Source organism: Mesotoga sp. UBA5557, assembly GCF_002425715.1.
GTDB lineage: Bacteria > Thermotogota > Thermotogae > Petrotogales > Kosmotogaceae > Mesotoga.
Genome location: NZ_DIMV01000025.1, coordinates 26,842 through 41,909 on the forward strand (window position 1 = coordinate 26,842; position 15,068 = coordinate 41,909).

At 45.6% G+C, this 15,068-nt stretch carries 11 protein-coding genes and 1 tRNA gene; 3 read left to right on the forward strand and 9 right to left on the reverse strand.

Going from position 1 to position 15,068, the window contains the following annotated elements; all coding sequences use genetic code 11:
• Window positions 1-90 precede the first annotated feature (90 nt).
• The gene (locus B3157_RS02740) at window positions 91-1,029 is read left to right on the forward strand and encodes an asparagine synthetase A (RefSeq protein ID WP_214061119.1); all 939 of its coding nucleotides are present in this window, start codon (window positions 91-93) and stop codon (window positions 1,027-1,029) included.
• 27 nt (window positions 1,030-1,056) lie between these two features.
• On the opposite strand, the gene B3157_RS02745 is transcribed toward B3157_RS02740, so the two are convergent.
• The 4 genes from B3157_RS02745 to B3157_RS02760 form a co-directional block, all read right to left on the reverse strand.
• Window positions 1,057-1,131 (reverse strand) — tRNA-Asn (locus B3157_RS02745).
• Window positions 1,132-1,181: 50 nt separating this feature from the next.
• Window positions 1,182-1,556, reverse strand: a complete 375-nt coding sequence (locus tag B3157_RS02750) for a DUF1667 domain-containing protein (RefSeq protein WP_292588677.1) — start codon at window positions 1,554-1,556, stop codon at window positions 1,182-1,184.
• On the reverse strand, window positions 1,553-2,791 hold the full coding sequence (locus B3157_RS02755; RefSeq protein ID WP_292588679.1) for an NAD(P)/FAD-dependent oxidoreductase: 1,239 nt from the start codon (window positions 2,789-2,791) through the stop codon (window positions 1,553-1,555). Before B3157_RS02755 ends, B3157_RS02750 begins: the two co-directional genes overlap by 4 nt.
• A complete protein-coding gene (locus B3157_RS02760) occupies window positions 2,788-4,230 on the reverse strand; it encodes an NAD(P)/FAD-dependent oxidoreductase (protein ID WP_292588681.1) in 1,443 nt (480 codons plus the stop codon). The genes B3157_RS02755 and B3157_RS02760 overlap by 4 nt, the downstream gene beginning before the upstream one ends.
• 180 nt (window positions 4,231-4,410) lie before the next feature.
• Here B3157_RS02760 and B3157_RS02765 point away from each other — a divergent pair, with 180 nt between their 5' ends.
• Complete coding sequence (locus tag B3157_RS02765) at window positions 4,411-4,953, forward strand: glycerol-3-phosphate responsive antiterminator (RefSeq protein ID WP_214061122.1); 543 nt, start codon at window positions 4,411-4,413, stop codon at window positions 4,951-4,953.
• On the opposite strand, the gene B3157_RS02770 is transcribed toward B3157_RS02765, so the two are convergent.
• From B3157_RS02770 to B3157_RS02790, 5 genes are read right to left on the reverse strand one after another with little or no spacing between them, the layout of a single operon-like run.
• Window positions 4,954-5,784, reverse strand: coding sequence for an ABC transporter permease (locus tag B3157_RS02770; RefSeq protein ID WP_292588684.1), 831 nt, complete (start codon window positions 5,782-5,784; stop codon window positions 4,954-4,956).
• A 10-nt stretch (window positions 5,785-5,794) separates the two neighbouring features.
• On the reverse strand, window positions 5,795-6,748 hold the full coding sequence (locus B3157_RS02775) for an ABC transporter permease (protein WP_214061124.1): 954 nt from the start codon (window positions 6,746-6,748) through the stop codon (window positions 5,795-5,797).
• Window positions 6,749-6,762: 14 nt separating this feature from the next.
• Entirely contained in the window at window positions 6,763-8,256 is a 1,494-nt protein-coding gene (locus tag B3157_RS02780; protein WP_214078416.1) for an ABC transporter substrate-binding protein, read from the reverse strand.
• A 24-nt stretch (window positions 8,257-8,280) separates the two neighbouring features.
• Window positions 8,281-12,738 (reverse strand): fibronectin type III domain-containing protein, encoded by a 4,458-nt coding sequence (locus B3157_RS02785; protein WP_292588687.1) that lies wholly within the window; start codon window positions 12,736-12,738, stop codon window positions 8,281-8,283.
• A gap of 13 nt (window positions 12,739-12,751) precedes the next feature.
• Window positions 12,752-14,041 (reverse strand): hypothetical protein, encoded by a 1,290-nt coding sequence (locus tag B3157_RS02790; RefSeq protein WP_292588689.1) that lies wholly within the window; start codon window positions 14,039-14,041, stop codon window positions 12,752-12,754.
• 104 nt (window positions 14,042-14,145) lie between these two features.
• On the opposite strand from B3157_RS02790, the gene B3157_RS02795 reads away from it, so the two are divergent.
• Window positions 14,146-15,057 carry a sugar transferase gene (locus B3157_RS02795; RefSeq protein WP_214061128.1) on the forward strand — a complete coding sequence of 304 codons (912 nt, stop codon included), beginning with the start codon at window positions 14,146-14,148 and terminating at the stop codon, window positions 15,055-15,057.
• The last annotated feature ends 11 nt before the right edge of the window (window positions 15,058-15,068 follow it).

Consider the following 15,068-nt stretch of genomic DNA (forward strand, 5'->3'; position numbering starts at 1 on the left):
GGTCAGTTAATCTTTGCTTTTGTAGCTTTTAGAAGATTAAAAGGCCGATGGATAACCATCGGCCTTCTTTTTTTTATAAGGGGTGAGAGAATGGAAAGCACAGGGAGACTAAGCACAAGGATACTGGAACACCTGAGAGACCCGCTAGTAAAATCGGCAGTTAGAGTTAAGTCCGCACTGCTGGGAGAAGCAAACAACTTCCTTCGGGGAAAAGGCTTTGTGGAACTTCTTCCCACCGTTGTATCTCCAATAACCGATCCACTGAACCATGAAGTTCATAACGCGAAGTTTCGTTATTACGATCAGGAGTATCGTCTAACGCAGTCCATGATTTTCCACAAGCAGTTGGCATGCAAGTCATTTGACAGGATCTTCATAGTATCTCCTAACGTGAGACTAGAGACTTCTGAGAAGGCGCTGTCGGGAAAACATCTTTTCGAATTCAGTCAGATCGATCTGGAAATCAAGAACGCGTCCAGAGATGACGTGATGTTACTTGTTGAAGATCTGCTGGCCAGCGTAATTACAACAATTAAAGAGAGCTGTAAAAGGGAACTGGAGTATCTGTCTTCAGACCCTTTAGTACCCTCCCGACCATTCGCAAAAGTGAAGTTCATGGATGCTTACGAACAGTATGGAAAAGACTTCGAAACCGTTCTGTCCTCCAGCTTCACTGAACCCTTCTGGTTGATAGACTTCCCAATATGGGAGAGGGAGTTCTACGACCTCCTGTCTGATGATGGAAAGACACTCAAAGACATGGACTTGATTCTTCCAAAAGGATTCGGAGAGACCTTGTCTGGTGGAGAGAGAGAGTGGGAACACCCAAGGATTATTAACAGAATGGAATTCAAAGGTACTGACCCCGAAGAACTTGCCTGGTACATGGAGATAGCAGAAATGAGAGAACTCATTCCAACAGCGGGTTGTGGAATTGGAGTCGAAAGACTTGCCAGATATGTATGCTCTCTTGACAACGTCCTGAAAACCAGGCTATTCCCGAAAGTCCCAGGGCAGAGCTGGATATAACGAAAACTCCCCCTTACGGGGGAGTTCTGGCTCCAGCGGAGGGACTCGAACCCCCAACCGTCCGGTTAACAGCCGGATGCTCTGCCATTGAGCCACGCTGGAACACATTGATTATTGTAACCCGAATCTAAAGTTATTTCAAGTAGCCAAAGCTACTGATTGGAGGTTTCGATTCTTCCAACTGGTCGAGTAGCGACAAGTGAAGTTCCCTCACCGTCGATGTCATCTATCAAAACGTCCCCTATCTTCACCGGCGCCTCAACGGCTATTCTGCTGATTAAACTCATCTTTTCGAGTATTAGGGCTCTGTCAATTGGGCCTGTGATCTTCGCTGAAGCAAGAGGGAGTTCTCCGTTCAAAACTTTCACGCTGGTTGTAAGTATTCGTTTCGGCATTACGAGTTCATTGAGTGCGTATTCCTGACCTCTTGGGCATTTGTTACCAGTTACTTCGTATTTCTCATCCTTCTTTCTTACAGATATCTTGCAACCTACGGGGCAGATCACACAGGTAATATGTCGTTTCATGTTAACACCTCTACAGTCAGTTGTCCTGCATCCAGGAGAGGAGCCAGCTTATCCTTGTTTATGACCACTTGGATCATCTCACTTGGAACTCCGTAAGAAAAACCCTTTTCGTAGTTCAACTCCTTTAGTACTACTCTTCCCTCATCCATGGGCTTCCTCAGTCTTATGTACAATCTCAAGTGTTCTTCCATATCGACAATGCTTGGAACCAGTACTCCCACGTTTTCTCCTCTTATGACCGGAACTCGGTCACCTGACGTGTTCTCACCAAGTGAGAAAAGAGCAGCATGTCGGCCAGCTATCCAACCCTCAGCTGCCACATAATCAACCAGGTCAAACACAGCCACATTGTTTCCTGCAGCGAAGACACCTTCTATGCTACTTTCACCGGTATTGGAAACGATGAAACCTCGATTAACAGGATCTATCATCAAATCATTATCGAAATCCTCAACCTGTGGCAACAATCCTGCCGATAGAATCAGCGTGTCTGTCTTCAATTTCTTCGAGGTGCCAGGAACAGGCGTGAATTTCTCATCGACTCTTGAGATCTCAACTTCCTCAAGCCTTCCGTTGCCATAAATGCCAGTAACCGTTGTCGACAGAAGAAGCGGGATACCATAGTCCTCTAGACACTGAACAATGTTTCGCGTAAGCCCACCTGGATACGGCATTCGCTCAACTACTGCCACAACCTCGACACCCTCAAGGGTTAGTCTTCTGGCCATTATCAACCCAATATCCCCCGAACCAAGTACAACTGCACGTCTTGACGGCAGATAGTTCTCCAGATTGACAAATCTCTGTGCCAGTCCAGCTGGCAGAACCCCAGAAGGTCTATCTCCTTGTATCAGCAATGACCCAAATGGTCTCTCTCTTGCACCGGTCGAAATTACGAGAGCCCTTGACTCTATTTCGAAGGCACCTTGTGGTGACAACACCAAAGCTTCCTTCCTCCGGACATCAATTTCCCGAACATATGATTCACCTATCACATCTACCCTTTCCTGACTCATCTCACTCTGTAGTCGAGCTGCAAACTCCGGACCAGTAAGTTCTTCATGATAAAACTGAAGTCCAAAACCATTGTGAATGCACTGATTCAAGACGCCGCCAACTACTGCCTCTCTTTCGAGCAGGGTTACTTTGACACCCTGTTTCGCTGCGCTGAAGGCACCGGCCATTCCTGCGGCTCCCCCGCCAATTACAAGTACGTCTGTGATGAGTCTCTTCATTGTCTCACCTTCTCGCTTACTATCCAGCTTCTTTCATTGTTCTGTCTAATCTCCGACAGGTCTTTTTTCAGCTCTCTGGCCAGAATTCTGGCAATACTTGAACTGCAAAATCCGCCCTGACATCTTCCAAAACCAGCTCTTGTTCTAAACTTAACTCCATCCACAGTCCTCGCTCCATCTCTTATTGCCTGAATCACCTCAGTCTCAGATACCTCGTTGCACTGGCATACTATCCTTCCATAGGCGGGATCCTTGTCAATGAGTTGTGATACTCGCTCAAACGAAAGCTCTTTTATTCTCTCTCTCTCTTTGATGCTAGAAACGAAATCATCTCTTTCGACCAGGCGAATTCCTGTTTCGGGGACTATTCTAGTCACAACATATTCTGCAATTGCCGGTGCTGCAGTTAATCCGGGAGACCTGATGGCTCCAACCGTGATGAAGTTCTCTAGTTCTTCTGCCTTTCTTATGTAGAAATCCTTCTGATCTGTCTCCGGTCTTAGTCCGGCAAAAGACTTGACATACCAGCCTGGATTGTCTATTCCGGGGATCAGATACTCCCCGGAATTTCTAACAGAGACCAGCCCCTCATAAGTAGTACTTACATCTTCAGGAGTAAATCCCGGCAACTCGACAGAAGTGGGACCAAGTAGAACTCCTCCATCAACCGTTGGAACAACGAGTCTTCCTTTCCCTTCGGCAGTTGGGAGTGGAAAGATAATCCTATTTACAAGCGAACTTGCTTTCTTATCCAAAAGAATGTACTCTCCCTTTCTCAATTTAACGGAAGGCACATCAACTCCGAAGCTTGATGCAACTCTCTCGAAGAATACCCCCGCAGCGTTTATCACTAAATCAGCCCTTAGCTTTCTTCCCGATCTTAGAAGAACCTTCTCAATCCTCCCATTTCTCATAGTACCGCCCACTACCTCATCGCTTGTGATTATTCTGCCTCCGTTTTCAGAGACGTTTATCGATGAAGAGATAGCTACCATCCATGGCTCGGTAATACCGGCACTGCTGCAAAGAAGTGCAAAGTTGAACTCATCAGAAATGTATGGTTCCAGACTCTTCAGTTCACTCTTCTCAACAATTCTGAGTCCTTCCACACCATTTCTGATGCCGTTTTCAAGGAGCTTCTCAAGTCTTGGCAGTTCGTCTCTGCCTCTGGCGACCACAAGTGACCCTGTCCTCTTAACAGGAAACTTTAGCTCTTCAGAAAGCCTGGTAAACATCGAATTCCCGGCGGCACAAAGTTTCGCTCTTAGAGTATCTGGCGGATCATCGTAACCACCATGCAAAATCGCCGAATTCGCCTTGGTAACGCCTTGACCTATATCCTCGGACTTCTCAACCAGAACGACTTCAATTTTGTATCTTGTGAGTTCTCGGGCAATTAGCGAACCGACAACTCCACCACCAATAACCACCGCCTGCATCCCGGCACCTCCAAAAAGAAAACCACGCCATCAACTCATGGCGTGGTTTTCTCATAAACTCTACCACGTTTACTCGAATTATATCACAAATGTTTTTTCAGATTACGGGATATCTTAAAAGCAAAGAGCACATAAGCGATCTACAGAACATGTTGTATCATCGATTAAGGGAGGTTTACTATGCTTAAGGGAATCATTGCAGCTTTGTGGGATAGAAAAGAGAGGCCGGAAGCCGTTATACCGGAGACGGTTTTTTTTCTCAATGGAGGCCTGTTTGAAGTTCAAGAGAGAATAGACCAGTTCAAATCTGCTGGCAAAAGGGTATTTGTTGATATCGATTTCGTGTCAGGACTTTCTGGAGATGAAGACAGCGTTATCTACCTTAAGAAGAGCGGGGTAGATGGGATAATAACGGCTAAACTAAGGATTTTTAAGCAAGCCGTTAACGTTGGTTTGAATCAGAGCTTGTTGAGGTTCTTCGTTCTTGACTCGAGGGCCGTTGACAAAGGAATACAGCAAATAGTATCTAATGGTGTAAGAAATATTGAGATACTCCCTGGAATTGTTGCGGCGAAAATCGCCCCAAAGATCAGAGCACACGCACCCGACATAACGATAGTCGCCGCTGGACTCATCGATACCGCTGAAGAGATTGAGACTCTCAAAAAACACGTGGATGCCGTATCCACAAGTTCCACGACCCTATGGTCCTACAGATGGTAATTATCTGCTGATTCTTGGATCAAGCACATCCCTAAGACCATCTCCGAGAATATTCAGGCTCAGTACGATTATGGCGATCATAAGACCGGGAAAGAGGACGATCCATGGTGCGCTAAGTAGATAAGATGTGCCTTGACCTACCATACCTCCCAAAGTAGGTTCTGGTGGAGGTAAACCAAGACCAAGAAACCCAAGAGATGCTTCTGTAAGAAGGGCAGTTGATACGTTTGTTGTGAAAGTGACTATGAGTATAGAGGAGATGTTTGGAAGGATGTCGGTCAACATTATTGAAATACCCTTCTTTCCCAACGCCTTTGATGCCTTTACATATAGACTGTCCTTCAGAGACAAAGTGGCTCCCCTAACAGTCCTAGCAAAAATCGGGACGTAGACCAACCCTATTGCGAATATCAGATTGGCCATGCTTGAACCAAATAGTGCAATAATGAAGAGAGCCAGTATCAACGAAGGGAAGGCAAAAAAACTGTCCATGATCCTCATGATTATCAGATCAGTCCAGCCGCCTATGTAGCCGGAAAGGAGTCCCAACAAGGTCCCTATAATAGCAGATAGTGCAATTGCGCTGGACGCAATGATCACACTCTTCTGAACTCCATATATTGATCTTGAGAACACGTCTCTTCCAAACTGGTCTCCACCAAACAGATGACTCCAGGTGGGTTTGCTCATGAAAGAATCCATATTCATCTTATACGGATCGTACGGAGCAAACAAACCAGGAAGCAGAGTCACCATGATTATGACTATGATAATCGCCATACTCACTATGTAAATTGGATTATTGATAAGTCTTCTGAATACATTAAGCAATCTCTCTCACCTACCGAAGTTCGACACGAGGATCGATGAGTGTGTATATTATGTCTACCGCTATGTTCAACAAAACTATCAGAATACCTATAAAAAGAACAATTCCCTGAACAACTGGGTAGTCCCTTTCGTTCACTACATTGAGAAGAAGTCTTCCCATTCCCGGAAGCGCAAACATATTCTCAATAACGATTGTCCCGCCAAGAAGATATCCAAGCTGAATGCCGGAAAGCGTTACCACAGGAACCAGAGCGTTTCTCAGTGAATGCTTAAAAATAACATTTCGCACACTTACCCCCTTTGCTCTTGCCGTCCTAACATAATCCTGATTCAACACGTCCAGCATCGAGGTTCTCGTAATCCTTAAGATCTGGGCGGCAACCATCAAACCCAATGTGAGCGAAGGAAGAAACATCACTTGAAGATTGGAAATTAGATCTACTCCCGGTCTTACATAGCCAAAGAGATTGAAGCCGTGAAAGGTACCTGAGAAGAGAACTATGAAGATCGCCCCCACCCAAAAGGATGGGGACGAAAGACCGATGAGGCCGATTATCCTTACGAAATTGTCAATGAAACCATTTCTTTTGATTGCAGATATGATTCCCATTGGAATACCAAACAACATAGCGAATCCAAGAGAGAATAATGACAGTTCAAGAGTAACGGGAAATCTCTCTCTAATTAGTTCGGTTACGGTTCTTCCCGTTCTAAGTGAAGTTCCTAGATTGAAAGAAAGGAGGTTTCTCACCCATATTCCATACTGAACGACTAAAGGCTTATCTAGACCATATTCAGTATAAAGCTGCTCTATTTGGCTTTCACTAAGATAGTTCTGAGTTCCGAGCATCATGTCCACCACATCGCCGGGAACTATGTGGATTGCAATGAAAACCAAAAATGTTACTAAGAGAACAGTGGGGATTGCCGAAAGCAACCTCCTGGCAATGTATCCGAACTCCATTCTCTACCTGCTCATTACTCTTTGTGAGTTTCTCTCAAGAAAACAAGACTCTCGTTAGCCAGAGATCTGAACCCTTCAACAGCGTTATTCGAAGCGAATATCGTGTTTGCCGAATACAGGAACAGAATCGGTGAGTCTTCCACAAGCTTTTTCTGGAGCTCTCCATAGATCTTCTGTCTTGCAACAATATCCGACTCGCTTCTTCCTCTGTCAAGGAGTTCATCGACCTCGGGATTGCTGTAAAGGAATACATTGGTTGATCCACCGGTTCTGAAGGTCCTGTTGAACTGAATATCCGGATCAATAGAACCGCTGTTCATGGAAATGAAAGAATCGAAATCGCTTTCTCTCCATTTGCTAATGAAGATACCCCATTCCACAATGTTTATCTTTGCTGTGACGCCAACTTCTGCAAGCTGAGCTTGAATAACTTGGGCAACTTTGTCGAAGTTATATCTCTGGGCAGCAACTATCTCAAACTCAAAACCATTTGGATAGCCTGCCTCCGTTAGCAGCTGTTTCGCCTTTGCTGGGTTGTAAGTGTACTCCTCAAACTCATTTGGCTGGAGCGCCCAAAAATCAAGTTCCGGGTTTAGAGGACCTGTTATAGTTGCTTCGTCGAATGCAACCGCCTTGACGATCATCTCTCTGTTTACTGCATAATTCAGAGCATTCCTAACCTCTGGCTTACTTAGAGGACCTCTGGTTGTGTTGAACCCCAACAAGTAATAGCTTAGAACAGGTGTTCTATATATCTTGAATCTGTCTGAGGGCAGTTGTCTCAAACTAAGCGGCTCGCTAATCTTTGCCAGATCGACATCTCCGTTTCTTAGCGCGGAGACCCGTGTTACCTCCTCAGGCATGATCATCATCTTTATTTCGCTTAGATAAGGAAGTCCCTCCACAAAGTACTCAGTGTTCTTTCTCAGCGTTATGTAGTTACCTGCTACAAATTCGGCCATAAAGAACGGGCCTGTTCCATTCGTCACGAGCTGAAGATTTGCTCCTGACTCTACAAAACTCTTCGAAAGTATTGCGCTATTGACACCTGCAAAGTTAGGTAAGAGAGAAGAGGCCATTGGAATCTTCAACTTGAACTCGACTTTGTTGCCTTCTATGACCTTTATAGATTCGACTTCACCATAGTAAGTGGCTGCGGGAGCTTTCACTTCCGGGTCTCTAATCCTTTCAAATGTGAACAAAACATCTTCAACGGTTAGGGATTCTCCGTTGTGGAATTTGACTCCTTCTCTGATCTCGAACACGATGGTATAAGGATCGACAACTTCGAAGTCTACAGCGAGGTTAGGTATTAGGTTCATGTTCTCATCGTATTTCAGGAGACCGTCATAGACGTTTTCAAGAACTCTGTGCGAAGCAAAAGCAGTCACAAGAGTCGGATCGAATCCTACAGGTTCGGTTTCGATAGCCATCACCAATACGCCGCTTACTGCGAACAGCGCTACAGACAATACAGTTATTAGAAGCATTGCCAGATACTTTCTCACACTAACACCTCCCAAGTTTAGATGCTATTGATTTCTGCTTTCCAACAGAATAGGATCATTTGGTCTTTCTACGTCGTATATTAACATCCTGTTTCCCGATTTCACTATCATAAGCCTCCCCGAGACTGAGATTTCATCGACCTGCGTAAGCTCCAGATCTCTTAGCACAACTGGAGATGCCGGAGTGCTTATGTCAACAATCGCTACTCCTTTGTCGGTTGAAGCGTAGAGAATATCGTCTGAGACTTCGATCTTCAAGACAATGTAGTACCTTCCAACGGTGCTCTTCAGCGATCTCAAAGTATCTATGAGTTTCAGTCCACCGTTTATGCCCGCTTCCCCGGAAAAGACAATGCCGTCCTTCTCGGCAACGGCTCTAGAATAACCTTCGAGAGAAAGATCGAAGCTTGAAGTGCGATCGACGTATCCCGTCCCTTCTCTCTGAAGGATCTTTATTCCTGAGAGAGCATCGGCCAAATAGATTCTTGAAAGGTCCTCAGTAACGAACAAATCTACCGGCGTTGTCCAATCTCTGTAAACAACATCCATCCCTTCGGGAATTCCGCTGCTATTAAGGGAGACTCTGACAACGACTCCAGCGCTCTTATTGTCTAGAATCCAAAGGTAACCTCCCTCAAGCACTATTTTGACCGGAGAGGTATTTGTTGCGATCGTTCCAATAACCTTTGCCTCACCCGAACTATAATCAATGGTTGTTAGTCTTCCCGTCCCTTCTATCACGTAGACAAGATTACCTTTGACCACAACAGGCACTTCACCATCATAGTTATAACGAACCTCCATGATATCGAGGCCCGAAGTATCCAAAGAAACTATATTCAATGCCTCTCCGAAGTAGATCGCTGTTACACTTCTTTGATCATGAAGTTGCGGTTCTCCAGAAGACTGCGTTCTGAACTGAACTGTTGAAGTTGATGCAAGCAGACTCCCGTCCCTCCACAGCTCAACTTTCCAGTAATACGTACTGTCTTCCTTCAGTCGGTCCTGATACTGAAATGAGTTACCCGCTGTCGTAGCTACTAGAGACATCTGATCTTGAGACTCGCCCAGATAAATTCTGAACTCTCCCGCCTGCGCTCCCGTAACCTTCCAAGAGAAGACAGGTCTGATATCGGCAACTGAATCTGCAGCTGGAGCCTCTACCTGCAGATCGACTTGACTCGTTACCACATAAAGGGTCCTCGTCTCTGAGGTAACTGTGTTTTCGCCGTCCGTTGCCACAACGTACCATCTATAGATTCGATTCATGATTAGACCGGATATTCTGATTTGATTTGTCTGCATTGACTCTCTATAAAGCTCAAGATCAGATCCCGAACCAAAATACACCGAATACCTCAGCTGATCTCCGTCAGGATCATAGCCTGACCATGTCAAATCAACATACGTTTCACCGATCGCCCTTCCATCGACGGGACTGATTAAAGACAGTTCTGGAGGTCTGTTTTCAACTGAGAATCGGAAAGTCTCGCTTCTTATTGTGGCTCCACTATTGTCTGTCAACTGAACGAACCATTCATATGTTCGTCCCGGAAGAAGCCTTCCTGTTTGATAACTGTCGCTCGAAACCGTGTAACGTGAAAGGCTACCCAGTTCTCCAAAATAGACTTCCTTCTGCCTTATCATTTCTGTATCACCGTCTAAAACCCATTTCAATGTTACTCCCGAAGCCGACACTTTTTCTCCGTTCCTCGGCGCTTCAAGCAACACTCCAAACGGCTGTCCGGAAATGAAACTGACCGGCTCGCCTGCATACTCGACATTGTCTCTCAAGACAGATACAGCCCAGAAGTACTGTCTACCATCCTCAAAAGATAGTTCGGGTCTGTATTTGTTGTCCTGAACAACTCTTCTGACAATGGGGTTATGATCTGAATCATAAAGTCGGAAGACGTATCCCGAACTCTGTTGTGAATATGACCAAGAGAACTCTCTGTCGTTCTCGAATACTCCACCGGAAGGATAAATGTAGTCTAGTCCCGAAACACGGCTTTTTATCGGTATTTCGAGAATCCCTTTTTCACCTCCGGGATCCTCTGCCACGATTGTCAACAAGTAATCCCTTCCGGAAATGAGGTTGGTTATGACATATCTCTCAAGGTTATTTCCGATAGCTACCGGGCGCCCCAACGACTCTTCGGCAAGGTCGACATATACTCCCACCTCAAGGTCTTCTCCTTCAGGATCGTCCAGCTCCCATTCAACAACAAGAGGCGTCGTTGCCCCCTCCAGGAACATGCGAGAAGGTTGAAGAAGCTTGATGACTGGCTTCTGGTTGCCTGTAACAAACGATGAGTACCTGCTCTTGGAGCTCTTCCCACCATCATCAATAATTTCCACGGCCCACTCATATCTTCGCCCAGGTTCAAGCTCATCGATAGTGAAAGAACTCTCTGAGGCAGAATACTCTTTCTCAACGAATTCGGTTCCGCGCAAGTAGATCTTTGTTGAAACGATTACCCCGTCCGGGTCGTTACCTTCCCATCTCAGGGTCAGATCCCTTGTAGAGACTTCCGAAGCACCGTCCATTGGGAATATGAGGCGCGGAACCTCGGGTGGGAGGTTTTCGGTCTCAAAAGACCAGATTTCTCCTGCAATTTCGGAACCGTCCTTGATCAAATCTACCCGCCAGAAGTACCTGGTGTTGCTCAATATATCCTGAGTAAGCTCAATATCCGGTCCATCGAGGACGCGTTCGATGACTGTGTTGTTCATCTCGATGTCATTTGCAAGAACAAACCTGTAAGAAAGACCCTCTCTCTCTCCATCGATTTCCCAAATGAAACGGGTGTGCGACCGGGGTACTTCTTCTTCTCCAGGTCTGGGCGATACCGGTAGAACTAGTGCCAGCGACTTATCTCCCGTTCTGAAGACCGCTTCTTCGCTTCTGACAAATGCGCCCCTAGAGTCAGTCGCAACAACATACCAACTGTACTCTTCGTTTTCTCCAAGATCTCGTACTACACGTTCTTGAGAATCTATAGGTCCAATAACTCTAGAATCATCTAGCGACTTCAGATGAAGCTCATAGCTTATCGAGTCGCCATCTTGATCCTCGCCGACCCACCTGAAAGAGACAGCCGATGGCTCTACCCCTTCCCGAGAAACCGGGTTAACAACGGCTACACTAGGAGCTCGGTTTCCCGGTACTATTTGCATCTCTTTGCTTGCCTCGCCACCATGATTGTCACTGGCTTTTATGACTAAACTGTAACTAGTCCCCTCGTCCAGAGCTGAAAGAAAAACGGATGTCATTCTGCCCGAAGCAATCCTGACAGGTTCTTCATCTTCAGCCCCGAAGAAGACCTCGGTTGTAACACTATCCCCATCGGGATCCACTACGCTCCAAGTTACCGGTATTGAGGACTGCCCGGGAGGTGCAAAGGGATACTTCATATCAATTACAGGAGCTCTGTTTGAAGTCCGGAAGATCCACTCTTCGCTCTTCTTCTCCTTACCTGATGCGTCCCTCACTACAACATACCAGCTGTAAGTTGTGTGTCCTTTAAGAGAAGGAATAACTATATCCGTTGAATTCGTGGTTCCGATGAGGGAATGCCTCGACTGACCTTCCGCAAGATAGACATCGAAATAAAGTGGTTCGGGATAGTACTCGAGAGGAAGTGAGGTCTTCCATGAGAGGCTCCTCCTTCCAGCATCGAAATCGCTAGCTCCGCTTCTTGGGTTTTCCGGCGTAACTGCAGGAAGATCTGCCCTCATCTGTGTTGTGAAACTCTCAGTATAAGAAGTAGATTCACCTCCATACGAGTCCTTCGCAACGACTTTCCAGTAATACTTCGTCGAGTAATCAAGTCTCTTTAGTAACGAAACGTCAACCATCGTTTCGTGCGTTCCTCTAATGAGAAGGTCCTTCTCATCTAATCTTGGCTCTCTGCCAAAATACACGTCGTATACTAACTCATCTCCATCAGGATCATTGGAACTCCAGTTAAGTGTCAGATCTTTTAGGGGGACGTTTCCCAGGTTTCTGCCGGGTGGAATTAGCTCTGGTCTTCTAGGATAAGTATTCATGAGTACGAACGTCCAGATTTCACTTTCTGCAGATTTTCCGCCTTCTGTGTAAACCCTTACTTTCCACCAATACTGAGAATGAGGATCAACCTCAAACTCATGAGAGAAGGAAAATATCCCCTCAGTAGGGGAGGTCAGATCACCCTGAAGGTCAAGTGCCAATCTGGTCAAACTATTTCTGTCCTTGCCAGCGAAGACTTCTGCTAAGAGGCCATGCCTGGGACGTTCATATACAGCTTCCCATCTTAATTCTACCTTTTCAGCATATTGGATTCTCTCTGCATTTTTCGGAATTGGCGAGACATTCGAGATAAGTATTTTCGGTTCTGGAACGGGCCAGAGGAAAAATGCTGCAACTACGGCAGCTACTATTACCAGGAGCAAAGTAATGATAATCGGCACTATCGTGGAACCTCTGTAATAGTGCAACGTGAATCCCTCCTCAGACTCTTAGTCCAATCTCGTGCGAAATAGAACTGTCGGCATTCCGCTCTATTGTATCCTCGGATAACCGCAGGCCACTAAGTTTCTTGATATGGTTCGACTGAACAAGAAACTCGTTAGAAATCATCTCTATAGTGATGTACCCCAGCTCAACTCTTCTTGCAAAACCGTTCTTAGGATTATCATCTATCATCTCTACGACGGGCTTCCATGTCCCGGCATTAGCGTAGAATTTCTCTTCTCCGTTGCTCGAAATCATCCGCAATACGTGGCGGTGATTATGACCCATCACAATACCTTTCAGTTCACCTGGAACGATAGGCGGGGCTTTGTCACCATACATCAGAAAGAACTCACTGTTCATGGCCTTTTGAAAGCCTTTCTTTCCCTCCGCACCAAGCAGTCTTCTCCCTTGCCTATATAGATTGTCAGTCTTCTTCAACTTTCTGACTGCCATCACGATTCTCACCATCAGACTTCCGAGTTTCATACCGCCGTGCCTGTTCACAAACAACCCCTCAATGACCTTCAAAACCGGCCAGTTAGCATCTATCCAACGTTGTGCATCATGGCTCTTCAAAAGAATAAGAAATTGCCTTGACCACTCCGCCTGTAAGTCCGAGTCGACCTCATACACTCTCCTTAAGTATTCAAGCCACTGAAATACATCGAGAGTAGGGTGTACATTCTGATAATCCCTTACCACCTGCTCGGGAAGCTCGGTTCTCATGAGACATTTGTCAAAGTTCTCCATCATGAAACGGGCCATATAGTCACCAAAAGGCTGCATAAGATTGCCGTTCTTCCTATCTCTGAAGAATCTGTTCACAATGTCGTACTGATTGCCGTGAATGGCCAAAGTCTTGAACTCTCTGTCAAGATAATAAGGCAGGATTTCAACCTTCTCTTCGTCTCCCAGTAACTCCTTCAACTTGTGACGGAGTCTCTCACTGAAAAGCAAAAGGGAATCATGGTTTCCAACAACGTATTTCACTCTTCCACTCTCGGCGAACTCTCTGAATGCTCTGAACACTTCCTGATGTTTGCTCTCAATGGCATCGACAATCGATACATCGATCTCTTTCAGCAATCTGTCAAAAGGCAACATCCGTCTGCTTCTAATAAACTCTGATATCAGCAACTCAAGACCATCACCAACAATCACGATCTCGCCGAAACCTTTGTCCTTGGAGCTGAGTATCAGCTCGATGAGATCCGAATCGAACTTGAAGTCATCCTTTAACGTTCCGTCACCTATGTGAAGATCACTCAGATATAGTTTTTTCACCGTGGACCTCCTAATTTACATGATACCGCAAATCCTCTTTCAAGATTCAATATTTTGCGAAATTGCTGGTTCCAATATCGTTGTAAAGATGAGACAATATAACGATGGACAGGCTATGGTATTTGCTGGATCTTTCTCTAGCTTTGCCGCTCTTATTGAACGGTTTTGATGCGTTTATCGCAGCTCTTGGTGTATGTGTCTTTATTAGCTTTTCTATGCGCGGTTACGAGGGAATCACTTTTTCCGATCCAGATAAGCAGAAGGCTTCTTCCCTTGGATCCGTTGTTTTGTCTTGCTTATTCGGGGCTTTGTTGATTCGTTTATCACCATGGATAGCCCTACCTACTCTGGCACTTACCGCTCTGAGATACTTCTTTCTATACAGGCTTTCTCACGAGAGCTTCAATGAAGAGAAGTTGATGCTTATCGAAAGAGAACCAATAGAAACCAAGAAAACCTACGACAGAATCAAGAGAGTACTTGACATAGTCCTCGGAGTCACGATACTCGTCCTGTTCGGCCCTGTCATCGGAGTAATTGTGCTGACCTCAGTTATCTCTAGCGGAAGACCTGTATTTATTTGCCAGAAGAGGATCGGAAAGGACTGCAGGGAATTCGAAATGTATAAGTTTAGAACTTTTGAAACAAAGGCGGGTAAAGATAGGATTACTCGCCTCGGCAGATTCTTGAGACCTCTAAGATTGGATGAACTTCCTCAGATAATCAACATCATAAAGGGAGACATGAGCTTAGTCGGGCCAAGGCCAGAGCTCCCATCATTTCACAGCCTTGGAATGGAGAACATACCCGATTACCCACTAAGACTCTTAGTCAAACCCGGACTCACCGGTTGGGCGCAGATCAATTACAAGTACACAACAACACTTGAAGAGTACAAAGTAAAAACTGCTTACGACCTCTATTATGTCAAGAACAGGTCGTTGATGCTAGACTTCAGGTGTCTCTTGAAAACACCCTTTGCAGTGTTTCTGGCTCTGCTGAGAAGCGATGGCTGAATAGAAACGAG